Origin of the sequence: Corynebacterium jeddahense (assembly GCF_028609865.1) — a bacterium.
GTDB lineage: Bacteria > Actinomycetota > Actinomycetes > Mycobacteriales > Mycobacteriaceae > Corynebacterium > Corynebacterium jeddahense.
The window spans coordinates 1889410-1904904 of record NZ_CP063194.1; the positions used below are offsets into that span (position 1 = coordinate 1889410).

At 65.9% G+C, this 15495-nt stretch carries 17 protein-coding genes; 4 read left to right on the forward strand and 13 right to left on the reverse strand.

The window, feature by feature from the left end; genetic code table 11:
- Window positions 1-11 precede the first annotated feature (11 nt).
- The 5 genes from CJEDD_RS09140 to CJEDD_RS09160 are packed head-to-tail and all read right to left on the reverse strand — an operon-like array spanning window position 12 to window position 5342.
- Complete coding sequence (locus CJEDD_RS09140) at window positions 12-1202, reverse strand: type II toxin-antitoxin system HipA family toxin (protein ID WP_198132993.1); 1191 nt, start codon at window positions 1200-1202, stop codon at window positions 12-14.
- A gap of 22 nt (window positions 1203-1224) precedes the next feature.
- On the reverse strand, window positions 1225-2856 hold the full coding sequence (locus tag CJEDD_RS09145; RefSeq protein ID WP_081764532.1) for a DUF262 domain-containing protein: 1632 nt from the start codon (window positions 2854-2856) through the stop codon (window positions 1225-1227).
- Window positions 2857-2881: 25 nt separating this feature from the next.
- Window positions 2882-3457 (reverse strand): hypothetical protein, encoded by a 576-nt coding sequence (locus CJEDD_RS09150; RefSeq protein ID WP_042407303.1) that lies wholly within the window; start codon window positions 3455-3457, stop codon window positions 2882-2884.
- Window positions 3454-3960: a hypothetical protein gene (locus CJEDD_RS09155; RefSeq protein WP_042407300.1), complete on the reverse strand. Its 507-nt coding sequence runs from the start codon at window positions 3958-3960 to the stop codon at window positions 3454-3456. Before CJEDD_RS09155 ends, CJEDD_RS09150 begins: the two co-directional genes overlap by 4 nt.
- On the reverse strand, window positions 3960-5342 hold the full coding sequence (locus CJEDD_RS09160; RefSeq protein ID WP_042407297.1) for a glycine--tRNA ligase: 1383 nt from the start codon (window positions 5340-5342) through the stop codon (window positions 3960-3962). The genes CJEDD_RS09155 and CJEDD_RS09160 overlap by 1 nt, the downstream gene beginning before the upstream one ends.
- A gap of 176 nt (window positions 5343-5518) precedes the next feature.
- Here CJEDD_RS09160 and CJEDD_RS09165 point away from each other — a divergent pair, with 176 nt between their 5' ends.
- A complete protein-coding gene (locus CJEDD_RS09165) occupies window positions 5519-6007 on the forward strand; it encodes an ArsR/SmtB family transcription factor (RefSeq protein WP_081764531.1) in 489 nt (162 codons plus the stop codon).
- Between the two features lie 15 nt (window positions 6008-6022).
- The gene (locus CJEDD_RS09170) at window positions 6023-6496 is read left to right on the forward strand and encodes a Fur family transcriptional regulator (RefSeq protein WP_042407294.1); all 474 of its coding nucleotides are present in this window, start codon (window positions 6023-6025) and stop codon (window positions 6494-6496) included.
- Here the strand turns inward: CJEDD_RS09170 and CJEDD_RS09175 are convergent, their stop codons facing one another.
- The 3 genes from CJEDD_RS09175 to era are packed head-to-tail and all read right to left on the reverse strand — an operon-like array spanning window position 6497 to window position 8854.
- Complete coding sequence (locus CJEDD_RS09175) at window positions 6497-7222, reverse strand: isoprenyl transferase (protein ID WP_042407291.1); 726 nt, start codon at window positions 7220-7222, stop codon at window positions 6497-6499.
- Between the two features lie 8 nt (window positions 7223-7230).
- Window positions 7231-7947, reverse strand: coding sequence for a DNA repair protein RecO (recO, locus tag CJEDD_RS09180; RefSeq protein WP_042407287.1), 717 nt, complete (start codon window positions 7945-7947; stop codon window positions 7231-7233).
- Window positions 7937-8854: a GTPase Era gene (gene era, locus CJEDD_RS09185; RefSeq protein ID WP_042407283.1), complete on the reverse strand. Its 918-nt coding sequence runs from the start codon at window positions 8852-8854 to the stop codon at window positions 7937-7939. Before era ends, recO begins: the two co-directional genes overlap by 11 nt.
- Before the next feature lie 64 nt (window positions 8855-8918).
- On the opposite strand from era, the gene CJEDD_RS09190 reads away from it, so the two are divergent.
- Together CJEDD_RS09190 and CJEDD_RS09195 are read left to right on the forward strand one after the other, a co-directional pair.
- Window positions 8919-9386 (forward strand): gluconokinase, encoded by a 468-nt coding sequence (locus tag CJEDD_RS09190; RefSeq protein WP_042407280.1) that lies wholly within the window; start codon window positions 8919-8921, stop codon window positions 9384-9386.
- 89 nt (window positions 9387-9475) lie between these two features.
- Entirely contained in the window at window positions 9476-10516 is a 1041-nt protein-coding gene (locus CJEDD_RS09195; protein ID WP_273657489.1) for an HNH endonuclease signature motif containing protein, read from the forward strand.
- Between the two features lie 58 nt (window positions 10517-10574).
- Here the strand turns inward: CJEDD_RS09195 and pdxY are convergent, their stop codons facing one another.
- The 5 genes from pdxY to CJEDD_RS09220 all read right to left on the reverse strand — a co-directional run bounded on the left by pdxY (window position 10575) and on the right by CJEDD_RS09220 (window position 15490).
- The gene (pdxY, locus tag CJEDD_RS09200) at window positions 10575-11444 is read right to left on the reverse strand and encodes a pyridoxal kinase PdxY (protein WP_042406605.1); all 870 of its coding nucleotides are present in this window, start codon (window positions 11442-11444) and stop codon (window positions 10575-10577) included.
- 9 nt (window positions 11445-11453) lie between these two features.
- The gene (locus CJEDD_RS09205; protein ID WP_042406610.1) at window positions 11454-12518 is read right to left on the reverse strand and encodes a 2,3-butanediol dehydrogenase; all 1065 of its coding nucleotides are present in this window, start codon (window positions 12516-12518) and stop codon (window positions 11454-11456) included.
- A 73-nt stretch (window positions 12519-12591) separates the two neighbouring features.
- On the reverse strand, window positions 12592-13908 hold the full coding sequence (locus CJEDD_RS09210; RefSeq protein ID WP_042406611.1) for a hemolysin family protein: 1317 nt from the start codon (window positions 13906-13908) through the stop codon (window positions 12592-12594).
- Window positions 13905-14471: an rRNA maturation RNase YbeY gene (gene ybeY, locus CJEDD_RS09215; RefSeq protein ID WP_042406613.1), complete on the reverse strand. Its 567-nt coding sequence runs from the start codon at window positions 14469-14471 to the stop codon at window positions 13905-13907. The genes CJEDD_RS09210 and ybeY overlap by 4 nt, the downstream gene beginning before the upstream one ends.
- Entirely contained in the window at window positions 14468-15490 is a 1023-nt protein-coding gene (locus CJEDD_RS09220; protein WP_042406615.1) for a PhoH family protein, read from the reverse strand. Before CJEDD_RS09220 ends, ybeY begins: the two co-directional genes overlap by 4 nt.
- Between the last annotated feature and the right edge of the window lie 5 nt (window positions 15491-15495).

Consider the following 15495-nt stretch of genomic DNA (forward strand, 5'->3'; position numbering starts at 1 on the left):
CAGCCCCGGTTTTAGGCCGGCTTGCTTAGGCGCAGTAACGCAGCAGACGAGTGTCGCCCAACGAATTCCCGCACTTCGCTGGGCATTTCCGCGTTGAGATCAGCCCAAGCTTCCTCGAACGCCGCACAGGTCTGGTCCACCTGATCCAAAACGTCCTCCGGGGCATCACCCAACCGCTGGCTCGCCCCCTCAAACGTTTTCCTTGTAATCGCTGAGAACATGTCGATACCACCAAACTTCATTCCCAGATTGTGCCTACCCGGATAGATGCCGTCACAGACTAGGTCGTACACCGGAGACAGTTGGGGTTTTCGCCCGTCGGGATAGATCACCGACCAGTTTTTCAGGTGGGCATCTCCGTTGCCGATGAGAATGTTGAGCGTCAGACGCCGCACAAACTCAGCTGTGCCATCACTGCAGCCCACCGCGGATGCGATCCTGCCGACCGTTTCAAAGTTTGATCGGTACTTTTCGTGAGGAAGCTTGTTCAGGATCTGAGCGAAGTCCTCCATGTGGATGCGCTCACCATCCTCAGTTCGATCGAAACGCACGATACCGAATCCAACGTTTTCGGTGTCCGGCCAGAAATCATCACTCACATTCTCTGGCAGGTCTTTACGGGGCACTAGAAAGAATTCGGGTGTGTCAAAGCCCATGTGACGCGCGAGACTCATCATCCAGAACTCGTTTAGCGGAAGATTCGGGTGGCCGCTAGAGGGGAATTTAAGAATGCAGTTGCCATACTCACCGAAGGCGGGCGTAGTAATTCGGCCCTGTGACTTCGCCACAGACAATTTGAGAAAGTAACCAGCCAAACTGAAGTTCCACTTGCTTGACTCACGGTTACCAGGCAAGGACTGCATGAGATCCCTAGTACCAGCTTCCGCTTCGAATGGAGCTCCTAGGACTACCGCACCGGGTAGATCGATACCTATGGACTGCAATATTCGCAACGACGAGTACGGGTCGACGTCGACAGTGCGTGCCACCACATCCCTCAAACGTCCCTCTGGCACGATATTTTCAAACCACACTGGTAAACCCGTGCGCCACGGCTCCACGACCCCTGGATGGTCTTCGAAATGCAGCCCGAGCACCGGGCGGCGTGGGTCACTCCAGTAGTCCTCTGCAAAGACAAGCTGGGTCCTTCCCTCTGAAACAAGCAGGTTGCCGATGTGTTTGTCGCTGAGACGGACAGGCAAACTTGTGACCGATCCCAAGGTGCTACCCGTTCACTTGCAAGCTGGCGATGGAGCGGTTCGAAGGCAAACCGTAGCCGCAACGAGCGCTCAGAAATGCTTCGGTCAGCTGTCGCATAAGCGCCTCGCGCTCAAGCTTGAACTGCTCGAAGTCACCTCCGTTGTAGAGCGACACCAACTCATCATTGAGTAGAAGAGACTTCAGTACTCCGGGTTCTTGGCTCGATGTTACGCAGGAGATGAATTGGAACGCATCGAGCAACGAAATGGCGCGGTACCCCGCGTCCGATTCACGCCGAAGTTTGATTACTACCGGGCTTGGGGAGGATTCCTCACCGATGCCATCCGCAATCTCTTCATAGGTCATCGCTTTGCCGGTGCACGGGTCGGTAGGCCTCTGGTCCCACATTGCACACAGCAGCACTTTCGACAGGGAGCGGTTTGGGCGGAAGTCCTTTACCGCCTCGGCGGCTGCGTCAGCGCAGGTACCAGCCTCACCTATTCGTTCAAGCAGACGCTGTACTGAGCCATCCTCGTCGTCCGGTTGCACGAGGGAGGCGAAGTTACGGACTTCACTCGTCGACCCGGTAATACGAAGCGGGCGGGCGGCCACACACACCCGCCAGAACCACCGTTTCAAGAGTTCGATATTCCGCGCGGAAGGGTCCGGGAACAGACCGAAGAACCGAACTAGAACCAGAAACTGTAGCCGGAACGGCACGAACCAGTAGTGGGGAACATCCGCCGTCTCGCGCAAAAATGTCACCGTTCGCAGTAGCGTTTCGATGGTGCGCTCGAAAGCCTCTTCCCGGGTTTCGCCAGTCATGCTGTGACGACTCGCGGTTTTCGGCTCAAACTCCTGGTGAAAGTCGCGAGTCACATCAGGGTGTCTGCGAACGAGAAGCGCCTGCAGTACCACCTGTTCGTCCAGAAGACCGAATCTCGTGCGCGCTTCGACTGCTTCACAGATCCCTTGCAACGAACCGTGCGTGGCAGCAGACGGGCCAGTGCCCCCGTGAATCGCGTGGAAAATCTCGCTCGCACTTAGACGCTTGCCGTGTGAGTTAATCCGGTCGAACACTTCCCGCAGTACCGATTCATCGCTCTGTTCGACAATGGAAGCCGGAACCTTGACATCGTTGAGAAACTTGACCGCGTTCTGTAGCTCCGCCGCATATTCGCGGGCCTGCGGATTCTTTTCTAGCCACGCGAAGGACTTGCTGAAGTCGAAGAGCGTCGAAAGAGGTACCACCAGCGCAACCGGTGAAACTGCGTCCAAGCTCACCACACGCTTTTCCTTCAGGTCGTACCCGAGCCTGAAGCGTGGATCAGTAGTAGACGCTTGCTCGTCGAACACGTTCACAAGCGACGTCGTGCGCTGCTGGCCGTCAACGACCCAAAATGCGTCTTCCTTTTCCCCTGTTTTGATGTCAATTGCACCGAGGGTGATCTCATCGGCTGGAGCTCCCCGTCGCCACAATAAAAGCGAACCGAACGGATAACCTTTCATGATGCTGTCGTAGAGGGCTAAGACGTCGTTGAACTCCCAACGAAAGGAGCGCTGAAACGAAGGAATCCGCATGCGCCCTTGTGCGACCATCTCATGAAGCTCGTTTATGGTAAATGAATCAGCTTTCGCGGCGGAATGAGTCATCATCGGCTCCTAAAACTCATCGAGCAAGCTAGTAGTTTGTGCGGCGGGTGGGCGTGTCCACATAGGTTAGCGCCCACGACATAAACACGAGGTCTAAGTCAAGCGGCGCGTCGAGCTTGACTTGGGGCTCTACCACCAAGTCGCCGTCCATCTCAGCGCAGGTTGTGGCCACAACCGTCCCGTTACCGGGGCGTATGAGCATATCGGAGTCAGAGCCGGGTTGATCAGTGCCAGCGGAGAGCACCGGCTCCGCTGCTTTGGTGCCGGAGCCGGGCTCGGTCACTGCGAGCTCCCCCAAGTCCACGGCCCGAATCTCCCTGCCCGGCGCGAAGATGCTAGTCAGAGGGCCGACTCTTATGCGGTTCAGGGAGTACGCGCGCCCGGCGCAGTCGGCGCGGTAGCGCGACACCGTCAGCCCCGCCTTCCACAGCCGGAACTCCGACCCGGCGCCCTCCGACCCCGTGCCAACGAGCACGGCGCGAAAGTCGGTCGCCGAGTCGGAGACCACCCGCAGCTCGTCGGATCCGTACACGATCAGGCCGTTGGTGGTGGTGGCGAGGTGGCAACCTTGGCCGTCGATGAGCGAAAAGCCCTGCCAGATCACAGCGCGAACACTAGCACAATGAACGCGGAGAAGAAGACGAGCGTGGCGATGAGCGCGGTCGTGTTGACCATCTTGCGCGCCTCGAGCACGAGGCGCGATACCCACGCGAGGCCGGCGACGTCGGTGGGCGGCAGGGCGGTCTCGCCCTCGAACTCGAGGATCGCGCGGCGCACGCCGTTGTGGTCTTGCGTGAACTGGGCGACCTTCTCGCCGCTCGCGTCCTCGACCACCCAGTTCTTCGAGGTCTCCGGGATGAAGACGTAGGGGTGGCCGGCGACGGCGACGTCGATGCGCTTGGCGCGCGAGAGGCGCTGGTTCGTCCGCACCACCTCGCGCCCGCCGCACGTGGCGACGGCGCCAGCGTCGGGCGAGCTCGTCAACTCCCAGTGCTGCCCCGACACGATCGCGCGGTCGTGTTCGAAGATGCCGAGGACCTCGGGGCCGTCCTCGGCGAGCAGCTTCGGCGCGTCGCGGTTCGCGCGGTCCCAGCTGACGTAGTGCATTAGCAGCCGATCAGGCGGGCGGCGAGGTAGGACTCAAGCTCGGCGAGCGGCACGCGCTCCTGCTCCATCGTGTCGCGCTCGCGCACGGTGACGGCCTGGTCCTCGAGCGAGTCGAAGTCGTAGGTGACGCAGAACGGGGTGCCCGTCTCGTCCTGGCGGCGGTAGCGGCGGCCGATCGCGCCGGAAGTGTCGTAATCGACGTTCCAGTGCTGGCGCAGCTTCGCGGCGAGCTCCTCGGCCGGGCCGGCAAGCTCCGGCTTCTTCGACAGCGGCAGCACGGCGACCTTCACCGGCGCGAGGCGGCGGTCGAGACGCAGCACGACGCGGGTGTCGGTGCCGCCCTTCGCGTTGGGCACCTCCTCCTCGTCGTAGGCGTCGATGAGGAACGCCATCATGGCGCGGCCGAGGCCCGCGGCCGGCTCGATGCAGTACGGGATCCAGCGCTCGTTGTTCTCTTGGTCGAAGTAGCTCAGGTCCTCGCCGGACGCCTCGGCGTGGGTGCGCAGGTCGTAGTCGGTGCGGTTGGCCACGCCCTCGAGCTCGCCCCACGTCGAGCCGGTGAAGCCGAACGCGTACTCGATGTCGACGGTGCGCTTGGAGTAGTGGCTGAGCTTCTCCTTCGGGTGCTCGTAGAGGCGCAGGTTTTCCGGGTCGATGCCGAGGTCGATGTACCAGTCGTAGCGGTCCTTGATCCAGTACTCGTGCCACTCCTCGTCGGTGCCGGGCTTGACGAAGAACTCCATCTCCATCTGCTCGAACTCGCGGGTGCGGAAGATGAAGTTGCCGGGCGTGATCTCGTTGCGGAAGCTCTTGCCGGTGTTGGCGATGCCGAACGGGGGCTTGAGGCGCGCCGACGTCATAACGTTCTTGAAGTTGACGAAGATGCCCTGCGCCGTCTCTGGGCGCAGGTAGTGCAGGCCCTCCTTGTCGTCGACGGGGCCGAGGTAGGTCTTCATCAACCCAGAAAAGGCGCGCGGCTCGGTCCAGTTGCCGGGCTGGCCGGTCTCTGGGTCGTTGATGTCCGCGAGCCCGTTGACCGGCGGGTGGCCGTGCTTCTCCTCGTAGGCCTCGATGAGGTGGTCGGCGCGGTAGCGCTTGTGGGTGTGCAGGGACTCCACGAGCGGGTCGGTGAACACCTCGACGTGGCCGGAGGCCTCCCACACCTTGGGCGGCAGGATCACGGACGTATCGACGCCAACGGTGTCCGGGCGCGACGTCACCATGTGACGCCACCACTGGCGCTTGAGGTTCTCTTTCAGCTCGACGCCGAGCGGGCCGTAGTCCCACGCGGAGCGTGTGCCGCCGTAAATCTCGCCCGCGGGGAACACCAGCCCGCGACGCTTGCAGAGGTTAACGACGGTATCGATCTTGGATGCTGGCATCACAATCTCCTGCTAGGGACACACGGGCAACGTACCGGCCATAGTGTAGCCGGTACGCGCACACAGCCCAATTTTGGACATGAGTCCCAATGCGGCTCCCAAGTCTTGTATGGTGAAGAAGATCAATACATTAAGCTCATCGGCAAGCTCATCGGCGCTGACGAAAGGGGACGCCAATGCGCGACCTAGACCGTCACACCGGCGCACGCGCCGGGTTGGGCGAGGACGACATTGCCCGCACGGCTGAGCTGGTGAAGGTCCTCGACTCGAAGATGAGGCTGCAAATCCTGCTCCTGCTCGACGACGGCGAGCGCGTCGTCCGCGAGCTCGTCGCGGAGCTGGGCAAGTCCCAGCCGCTCATCTCCCAGCACCTGCGGGTGTTGCGCGGGGCGGGCCTGGTGACGTCGACACGCAACGGGCGCGAGGTGCTCTACTCGCTCGCGCAGCCTGACGTCGTCCGGGTGATCCAGGACCTCGCGGCGCTGACGAACTACACGGAGGCGCGCGACGAGCTCGCCGAGCGGCGCAACGCCCGGCGGCACCCCGAGGACTACGCGTCGAGCGACGGCTCCGCGGGCGCCGCGATCATCGACCCGCCGGCGAGCGTGCGCCCCGAGATCGACCCGGGGCTGGCCCCCTCCACCCCGCAGCCGCGGCGCGACTAGTTACAATCGGCGCCCATGACGCGCCCCCAGCCCCGCCGGTCCGCGGCCCGCTCCGCGGCCAGGCCAGTGCCCAAACTCGGCCCCCGCATGACGCGCCAGCGCGCGGCCGTCGTCGAGGCGCTGCGCGCGACCGACAAGTTCGCCTCGGCGAAGACGATCCACGACAAGCTCTCCGAGGACGGCGCCTCCGTCGGGCTGACCACCGTCTACCGCACGCTCCAGTCCCTCGCCGAGGTCGGCGCCGTGGACGTGCTGCACTCCCCCGACGGCGAGACGCTCTACCGCGACTGCCTCTCCGGCCACCACCACCATCACCTCGTCTGCTCCGAGTGCGGGCGCAGCGAAGAGATCGAGGGCGGCCCGGTGGAAAAGTGGGCCGAGATCGTCGCGGCGCGCTACGGCTACGAGCTCATCGGCCACGAGGCGGAGATCTACGGCGTGTGCCGCGCCTGCCAGGCGAAGCGCCAGGCGCCGGGCGCGAAGCGCTAGCTACTCGGCGTACTTGTCCACCGCGCCGCCGAAGCGCCGGTCGCGCTTCGCGTACTCGAGCACGGCGTCCCACAGGTCCTGCTTCTCAAAGTCCGGGAAGAGCACGTCCTGGAACACCATCTCCGCGTACGCGGACTGCCAGAGCATGAAGTTCGATGTGCGCTGCTCCCCCGACGGGCGCAGGAAGAGATCCACGTCGGGCATGTCGGCGCGGTAGAGGTAGCGGGCGATGGTTTTCTCGTCGACGGAGCGCACGCCGTCGTCGACAATGCGCTGCACCGCGTCCGCGATCTCGGCGCGCCCGCCGTAGTTCACGCACATCGCGAGCGTGAGACCGGTGTTGTGCTTCGTCAGCTCCTCGGCGACCTCGAGCTCCTCGATGACGCTGCCCCACAGCTTCGGGCGCCGCCCGCACCACACGACGCGCACGTTCTTCTCGTGCAGCTCGTCGCGCTGTCGGCGCAGCACGTCGCGCGTGAAGTTCATGAGGAAGTGCACCTCGCTCGGCGAGCGCTTCCAGTTCTCGGTGGAGAACGCGTACGCGGAGAGCCACTCCACCCCGCCGAGCTCGATGCAGGCGTCGACGGCGTCCATGAGCTTCTCCTCGCCCACCTTGTGCCCCTCGGTGCGCTTCAGGCCGCGCTGCTGCGCCCACCGGCCGTTGCCGTCCATCACGAGTGCGATGTGCTTCGGGATGAACTTCGGGTCGATCTGTGGAGCGCTCATGTGCGCAATTATGCCTGCTCCATGATCTTCAGGCTCTTCAGCCCTCCCTCGAGGTTGTACTGGAGGTGCGCCACCGCGGCGCGGTGGATGTGGGCGACGCGTATCGACGACGCGGGGCGCCCCCGCTGCATCAACCACATGTCGTGGAGGGTTTCCGGGTCGACGTCCATGGAGCCTGGCGGCCGGCAGTTGTTGCACACCGCCCCGCCGACCGCTGCGTTGAACGCCGCGTGCGGGCCGGGCGCGCCGCAGTTGGCGCAGTCGAACAGGCTCAAGCCCCAGCCGGCGTGCTCGGTGGCCTGGAGGATGAACGCGTCGAGAACCATCGTCGGGTGCTGGTCCGTCTGCAGGCCGGAAAGCGCCGCCTGGACGAGGGCGTAGAGGGCCGGGTCGGCCTCGTCGTAGGCGAGCCGCTCCGCCGTTTCCATGACGGCGCAGGCGGCGGCGTAGCGGTCGAAGTCGTCGATGATGCGGGCGCCGTAGTAGGTGACGGTGTCGGCGCTGGCGATCGTCGATAAGCCTCTGCCCGGGTAGACGAGCACGTCGACGTCGACGAACGGCTGGAGGCGCGAGCCGAAGCGGGAGCGGGACTTGCGCACGCCCTTGGCCACGCCGCGCACGAGGCCGTGCTCGCGGGTGAGCAGGACGACGACGCGGTCGGCCTCCCCGAAGTCGTACGTGCGCACCACGAACGCGCGGTCGCGCCAGCTCGGCCTAGAACCCAAGCCGGCCCAGCGCCTTCGGGTCCTGCTGCCAGTTCTTGAGGATCTTCACGCGCACGTCGAGGTAGACGTTACGCCCGGTGAGCTCGATGATCTGCCGGCGCGCGCGGTGCACGATGCCGCTCAGGCGCCGCCCGTCCGGGCCCTCGATGATGCGCTTCTGGCCGGGGCGCTCGAGGTAGAGCACCGCGTAGATCATCAGGCGGTCCGGGTTGTCGGGGTCCGGGTGCATCTCGTCAATCTGGACGGCGACGGAGTGCGGCAGCTCCTCGCGCAGGCCGTGGAGCGCCTCCTCGCGGATGAGCTCGGCGATGCGGGTCTCCAAGTCCTCGTCCGTGGTGTGGCCCTCCGGGTAGAAGCGCGGGCCCTCCGGCAGCTCGCCGACGAGGATGTCCAGCAGCGTGTCCGTCTGTATCTGCGCCGTCGCGGAAACCGGCACGACCTCGCTGTCCGGGCCGAGGAGCTCGTGCAGCTCGATGAGGCGCTCGCCGACGGTGTCCTTGCCCGCCTTGTCCAGCTTGGTCACGATTCCCACGATCGGGGTGTTCGGCTTCGTCTCCTTGATCTGCTCGTAGATGTAGCGGTCGCCAGGGCCGAGCTTCTCGTCGGCTGGGACGGTGAAGCCGATGACGTCCACGTCGGCGAAGGTGTCCTTGACCACGTCGTTGAGGCGCTCGCCGAGGAGCGTGCGGGGGCGGTGGATGCCCGGCGTGTCCACGACGATGACCTGCGCGTCATCCCGGTTGATTACGCCGCGGATCGGGTGTCGGGTGGTCTCCGGCTGGTCCGCCATGATGGCGATCTTCTCGCCCACCAGCGCGTTGGTCAGCGTCGATTTGCCGGTGTTCGGGCGGCCCACGAAACTGACGAAGCCGGATTTGAAGCCGGCGGGGGTGTCGGTGAAGCTCATAGTTCATGGAGCTTACCCGGGGCGGCGGTAAGGTCGGTGCGTGGCAAATCCGAAGATTGTGGTCATGGGCGTGTCCGGGTGCGGCAAGTCGACGGTGGGCGAGCTGCTCGCCGAGGAGCTCGGGGTGCCGTTCAAGGACGGCGACGAGCTCCACCCTGCGGCGAACATCGAGAAGATGTCGGCGGGCATTCCGCTTAACGACGACGACCGCTGGCCCTGGCTCCGCGACGTCGCCGCGTGGCTTAACATCGACGGCGGCGTGGTCGGCTGCTCGGCGCTGAAGCGCTCCTACCGCGACCTGCTGCGCGAGGAGGCGCCCGGCGTCGTGTTCGCGCACCTCGAGGGCCCCGAGGACCTGCTGCGCGCCCGCATGTACTCGCGGCCCGGGCACTTCATGCTGCCGGAGATGCTGCGCTCGCAGCTGGACACCCTCGAGCCGTTGCGTGACGACGAACCCGGCACCACCTTCTCCATCTCCACCCCGCCGGCGGAGCTCGCCCGCGAGATCGCGGCGTGGGTGTCGGCCCGCTGAGCTGCGGATTGTGGGATTCTCAGGAAACGTTATCCACATTTCGGCCAAGGTCTTGCCATTGCGGATAGGCGGCGTTTAACGTCGCTGCCATGATGTTCAACGAATTCTGCGAAGCCGGTGTCGAGGTGCTCGCCGGTTTCTCCCGCGACGCCGCCCTGGCCGCCGGCCTGTCGACGACGCGGGTGCGCGACCTGGGGCGGGTATGGGAGGCCTACTACGGGCCGACGAAGTTCACCCGCAAACAGCGTGATGCGCTTGTGTTTGCGGCGGGGATGCCCCTCGACCAGTTAGTGCTCATCGAGAAGAAACTACGCGTGGTGGCCGATGCTGCCGAGCGGTGGCGCATCCGCCTCGACCTCGTGCGCCACCGCGGGTCCTACCGGGCCCTGTCGAAGCGCATCACGCGGCTAGTCAAGGTTCCGGTGCGCGAACCGCAACCCGCCTGCCGCTTTACTCAGTCCGTCGCAGGGATGCGCACCATGATCTGGACCTACAACGAGCGCGACATCGCCGACCTCGAACACCTCCTGCGCCAAATGGCAGAATCCGACATCCCCGGTGCCGCAGACCTCGCCCACGCCCTGCGCGCCTTGCTCCACGACGGGGCAGCCGTGCCCCAGGCCGCACCCCGACCCATCGTGCTCGTGCCCATCCCGGACTACCTACGCATCACCTCCGGCACCGGCGACGACATCACACTCACACTCACGGACGGCACGACGATGAGCGGGGCGGAGTTTCTGCAGCAGGAGTACGGGGCCACACTCGAGGTCGCGGCGTTCCACCCGCAGGCAGGGGCGGTGAACCTCTACCGCACGAGCCGGCTCGCCAACGGCAAGCAGCGCACCTTGTCGAAACTGCTCAGCCCCGCGTGCGCGTTCCCGAACTGCCGCCACGCCGCGGAGTCGTGCCAAACCCACCACATGCGGGCGTGGAAGCACGGGGGCATGACCAACATGAACAACCTCGTGCAACTGTGCCCCCACCACAACGGGGCCAACGACGACGACCGGGAGCGCGCGTGGCGCGGCCACATTGATACCCGCGGCGGGCGCGTCCACTGGATCGCCCCGAACGGGGCCGAAGTACCCATGACCACCCCCGGCGCCATGGAGCTGCTCTTCGACTAACCCCCACCCCACCCCAAAACCCGCCCCAACAGGGCGGGCAATTCGGCGCGCCGTTTTGCTAGAGCGCCTCGACGGTGAACTGGAGCTGCGGGTTGGCGTAGTAGTCCTGCGCCTCCACGAGCGTGAGCTCCTGGGAGTCGGCCTCGTAGGTGACGCGGAGGAGGTCGTAGACGGAGGAGGCGGTCTTGGCGAGGGCGTCCTTCGCCGCGTCCGCCGGGTTGTCCGCGAGGCCACGCAGGTAGTGGCCCGTGAACAGGGCCGCGGTGACGTCGCCGGAGCCGTTGCGCTTGAACGGCAGGCGCGGGGTGCGCACGATCCACTTGCCGTGGTCGTCGACGGCGATCATCTCGATGGCGTCCTCCGGGGTCTCCGGGCGGGTGACGGAGGTGACCAGCACGGTGGACGGGCCCATCTCGCGGGCGGCGTCGACGGCGGCGAGCGTCGAGTCGAGGTCGACCACGTCGCGCTCGGTGAGGTAGCCGAGCTCAAACTGGTTCGGGGTGATCAGGTCGGCGACGGGCACGACCTTGTCGCGCAGCAGCGGCGGGATGGTGTCGGCGACGAAGCAGCCGGACTTCGCGTTGCCCATCACCGGGTCGCAGGCATAGATCGCGGACGGGTTCGCGGCCTTGACGCGGGCCACGGCGTCGATGATGACGTCGGCGATGTCGTCGCCGCCCTGGTAGCCCGACAGGATGGCGTCGATACGCGGAAAAGCCCCGCGCTCTTCCACGCCATCGATGACGGCGGCGACGTCCGCCGCCGGAATCATCGGCCCCTGCCACGCGCCGTACCCGGTGTGGTTGGAGTAGTTCACGGTGTAGACCGGCCACACCTCGTGGCCGATGCGCTGCAAAGGAAAGACCGCTGCCGAGTTGCCAACATGGCCATACGCGACAGCGGACTGGATGGAGAGAATATTGCTCATACGAGCATTTTAGAGCTCCGGCGACACCAGGATCTTCACGGCGGTCTCGTTGCGGTTGATCAGGGTGTCGAAGCCCTCGTCGACCACGCCGTCAAAGCCGATCTTGCCGGTGATGAACGGCTTGAGGTCCACCTTGCCCTCCTCGACGAGCTTGATGGTCTGCTCGTGGTCGTGGGCGTAGCCGATGATGCCACGGACGGTCAGCTCCTTCATGACCACCGCGTGGATGTCCAGGTTGGCCTTCTTCGACCAGATGGACTCGACGACGAGGACGCCCTGGAGCTTCAGGCAGTCGACGAGCTGGTCGAGCACGACGTTGACGGAGGTCGCCTCGAACGCGACGTCGGCGCCCTTGCCGTCGGTGATCTTCAGGATCTCTTCCTTGAGGTCCTGCGACGACGGGTCAATGGCGTAGTCGGCCACGCCCGCGTCGAGGGCGCGCTGGCGGCGCAGCTCAGAGAGCTCAGAGACGACGACGGTGCAGCCGTACGCCTTCGCCACAGCCGCGGTGAGCACGCCGATCGGGCCGGCGCCACCGATAAGCGCGACGTCGCCCTCGCCGGCCTCGGACGCGACGAACGCGTGGTGGGCGACGGACAGCGGCTCGATGAGCGCGGCCTCGTCGAGCGGGACGTCGTTGGAGATCGGGTGGACCCAGCGGCGCTCGACGGCGATGTGCTCGGACAGGCCGCCGCCACCGCCGGCGAGGCCGATGAAGTTCACGTCCGGGTGCAGGTTGTACGGCCCCGGCTCGTTCGGGTCGACGTCCTCGGGCAGGATGTACGGCTCGACGACGACGTGCTGGCCCACCTCGAGGTCGTCCACGCCCTCGCCGAGCGCGGCGACGACGCCGGAGAACTCGTGGCCGAGCGTGACGGGCGGCTCCTCGCCGGTGATCGGGTGCGGGTGGCCCGGCTTCGGCACGAAAATCGGCCCCTCGAGGTACTCGTGGAGGTCGGTGCCGCAGATGCCGCACCAGGCGATGTCGATGAGCACCTGGCCCTTGCCTGCGACGGGGGCGTCGATGTCCTCGACCCGGATGTCCTTCTGGCCGTAGTAGCGCACAGCGCGCATGGGTTGCTCCTTCCGGTAGAAAACGTTGCCTACAGGGCCGATTCTACCGTCGCACGTGCGCCCAAAAGTGTGATTAATCTCCCGCGAGCGGTTCGGTGCGCTCGGCCACGGAAACGAGTACGGTACGCGTCTTCACGCGCCCGCGCCGGTCGCGCCCGCCCTCGGCGGTGTAGCGCACCCCGTCGCGCAGGATCGACGCCCCCGGCAGCGGCACGCGCCCGAGCTCGTAGGACAACAGCCCGGCGACGGTCTCCACGTTGTCTTCGATCTCCTCGGAGTACTCGAGCTCGTAGTCGAGGTTGTCGGCGAGGTAGTCCACGAGGTCCGCGAGCGGCAGGCGCGCCTGCACCCGGTACACGCGCTCCCCGACCTCCTCGATGGGGGTTTCCTCGTCCTCGTCGTACTCGTCGGTGATCTCGCCGACGATCTCCTCGAGCAGGTCTTCCATGGACAGCAGCCCGGCGACGGCGCCGTACTCGTCGATCAGGATCGCGATGTGCGTGTTCGACTGCTGCATCTCGCGCAGCAGTACGTCGAGCGGCTTCGAGTCGGGGATGAACAGCGGCTCGCGCATGAGCTCGGTGAGGGGCGTTTGCGTATCGACGGCGGCCCCGCGCTCATCGAACATATCCTTCAGGTACGCGACACCGACGATCTCGTCGACGCTCTCGCCGATCACGGGCACGCGCGAGTGCCCCGAGCGCACCATGAGCGCGGTGGCCTGCCGGGCGCGCTTCTCCCCCTCGATCCACACCATCTCGGTGCGCGGGACCATGACCTGGCGGGCGTGGGTGGACGCAAGGTCGAAGATGTTTTGGATCATGCGGCCCTCGGTGGTCTCCACCACGCCCTTTTCCTGGGCGACCTCCACCATCTCGCGCAGCTCGACCTCGGTGGCGTACGGGCCGTCGCGGAAGTCCTCACCGGGATGGAACACGTTGCCCACCCAGATCAGCAGCTTTGCGACGGGCCCAAGGATCACCTGGAACACCCCAAGCGCCTGCGCCGCCTTGAGCGAGATGGTGTAGGGGTTGCGCTTGCCGGCGGTGCGGGCGAACACGCCGATGATGGAGAACTGCAGCAGCGTGACCACGAGCACCGCGACGGCGAGCGCCCACCCGTCGGAGTCGATGAGGTCCATCGCGAGCATCGCCGCGGAGACCGAGGCGGTGACGTCGAGGACCGTCTTGAGCAGCACGAGCGTGTTCACGTGGTTTGCGCGGTTGTCCACGACGCGCAGGAGCGCGGCCGCGCCCGGCTCGTCGTCCTTGACCATCCCCTCGACGCGGGCGCGCGAGATCGGCGCGAGCGCGGACTCGATGGAACCGAACAGGCCGGACAGCAGCAGCGCGACGACGGTGACCGCCGCGTACGTGAGGGTGAGTGTCACTCGGCGCCCTTCATCAGCTTGTCCAGCTCGTCGCGGTCCGCCGCCGACGGGAACGCGTGCGCCCCGGTCGGTTTCGGCTGGTAGGCCACGCCGCGGCGGGCAAGGTCGTCGTACCAGTCGGCGAGGATCTCGTTCTGCAGGGCGAACATCTCGCGCTCGTCGGCCGGCTCGACGTGGTCGTAGCCGAGCAGGTGGAGCACGCCGTGGACGGTGAGCAGCGCCATCTCGTGTGCGAGGTCGTGCCCGGCCATCTCCGCCTGCTTCCGGTCGTAAGCCGGGCAGAGGATGATGTCGCCGAGCATCGCCGGCCCCGGCGCGTCCGCGTCGGGACGCCCGCCGCCGGGGGTGAGCTCGTCCATGGGGAAGCTCATCACGTCGGTGGGGCCCTCGAGGTCCATCCAGCGCACGTGGAGGTCGGCCATCGTCGGCTCGTCGACGAGCGTGATCGTCGCCTCGGCTTCCGGGTGGACGTCCATGGATCGCATGGCGTACGACGCGACGTCGACAAGCATCTGCTCGTTGACCTCGCCCTCGCCGGATTCGTTCAAGACCTCGATGCTCACTGTGCCGCCTCCGCTTCGCGTTCCGCCTCGATGTCGCGCTGGCGCTTCTCGTAGCGCAGCGCGTTCTGCGCGTCGTGCCGGTCGTAGGCCGCGACGATGCGGGAGATGAGGTGGTGGCGCACCACGTCGTCGCCCGAGAGCTCCTGGAAGGAGATACCCTCGATGTCGGAGAGGATGCGTCGCGCGACGCGCAGGCCCGAGACCGTGCCACGCGGCAGGTCCACCTGGGAGGTGTCGCCCGTGACCACCATCTTCGAGCCGAAGCCGAGGCGGGTGAGGAACATCTTCATCTGCGCGCCGGTGGTGTTCTGCGCCTCGTCGAGGATGACGAACGCGTCCGAGAGCGTGCGCCCGCGCATGTACGCGAGCGGCGCGACCTCGATGATGCCGGCCTCGATGAGCTTCGGGATCGCCTCCGGGTCCATCATGTCGCGCAGCGAGTCGTAGAGCGGGCGCAGGTACGGGTCGATCTTGTCCGAGAGCGTGCCGGGCAAAAACCCGAGCTTCTCCCCCGCCTCGACGGCCGGGCGCGTCAAAATGATGCGCTTGACCTCTTTGTTCTGCAGCGCCTGCACCGCCTTTGCCACGGCGAGGTACGTCTTGCCCGAGCCCGCCGGGCCGATGCCGAACGTGATCGTGTTCTCGTCGATCGCGTCGACGTAACGGCGCTGGCCGGCCGTCTTCGGGCGGATCACCTTGCCGCGCCGGGCGATGATCTCCTCGCCAAGCATGTCCGCGACGGAGCCGGGCGCCTCCGCCTCCATGATCTTCACCGCCTGCACGACGGTGTCCGCCCCGAGCGGCACGCCGCGGCGCGCCATGGACTCGAGCTCCTCGACGACGCGCAGCGCGTGCGCCACCTGGTCCGCGTGCCCCTTCACGGTGAGCGCGGTGCCGCGCGCGTGCACGCCCACCCCGAGCTGCTGGTGCAGGACGCGCAGGTTGTCGTCGTTGATGCCGAGGACGGACTGCGCGTAGGCCGAGTCGAGCTCGACCTTGCGCGTGACCATTTCTTCCATGTAGC

Coding starts and splice junctions, on each gene's coding strand:
- CJEDD_RS09195 (WP_273657489.1), top strand. CDS start 9,476: ATGATGTTCAACGAATTCTGCGAAGCCGGTGTCGAGGTGCTCGCCGGT.
- CJEDD_RS09165 (WP_081764531.1), top strand. CDS start 5,519: ATGCGCGACCTAGACCGTCACACCGGCGCACGCGCCGGGTTGGGCGAG.
- CJEDD_RS09145 (WP_081764532.1), bottom strand. CDS start 2,856: ATGATGACTCATTCCGCCGCGAAAGCTGATTCATTTACCATAAACGAG.
- CJEDD_RS09175 (WP_042407291.1), bottom strand. CDS start 7,222: ATGAGCGCTCCACAGATCGACCCGAAGTTCATCCCGAAGCACATCGCA.
- CJEDD_RS09160 (WP_042407297.1), bottom strand. CDS start 5,342: ATGCCAGCATCCAAGATCGATACCGTCGTTAACCTCTGCAAGCGTCGC.
- CJEDD_RS09170 (WP_042407294.1), top strand. CDS start 6,023: ATGACGCGCCCCCAGCCCCGCCGGTCCGCGGCCCGCTCCGCGGCCAGG.
- CJEDD_RS09155 (WP_042407300.1), bottom strand. CDS start 3,960: ATGCACTACGTCAGCTGGGACCGCGCGAACCGCGACGCGCCGAAGCTG.
- CJEDD_RS09190 (WP_042407280.1), top strand. CDS start 8,919: ATGGGCGTGTCCGGGTGCGGCAAGTCGACGGTGGGCGAGCTGCTCGCC.
- CJEDD_RS09220 (WP_042406615.1), bottom strand. CDS start 15,490: ATGGAAGAAATGGTCACGCGCAAGGTCGAGCTCGACTCGGCCTACGCG.
- era (WP_042407283.1), bottom strand. CDS start 8,854: ATGAGCTTCACCGACACCCCCGCCGGCTTCAAATCCGGCTTCGTCAGT.
- CJEDD_RS09205 (WP_042406610.1), bottom strand. CDS start 12,518: ATGCGCGCTGTGCGCTACTACGGCCAGAAGGACATCCGGGTCGAGGAC.
- pdxY (WP_042406605.1), bottom strand. CDS start 11,444: ATGAGCAATATTCTCTCCATCCAGTCCGCTGTCGCGTATGGCCATGTT.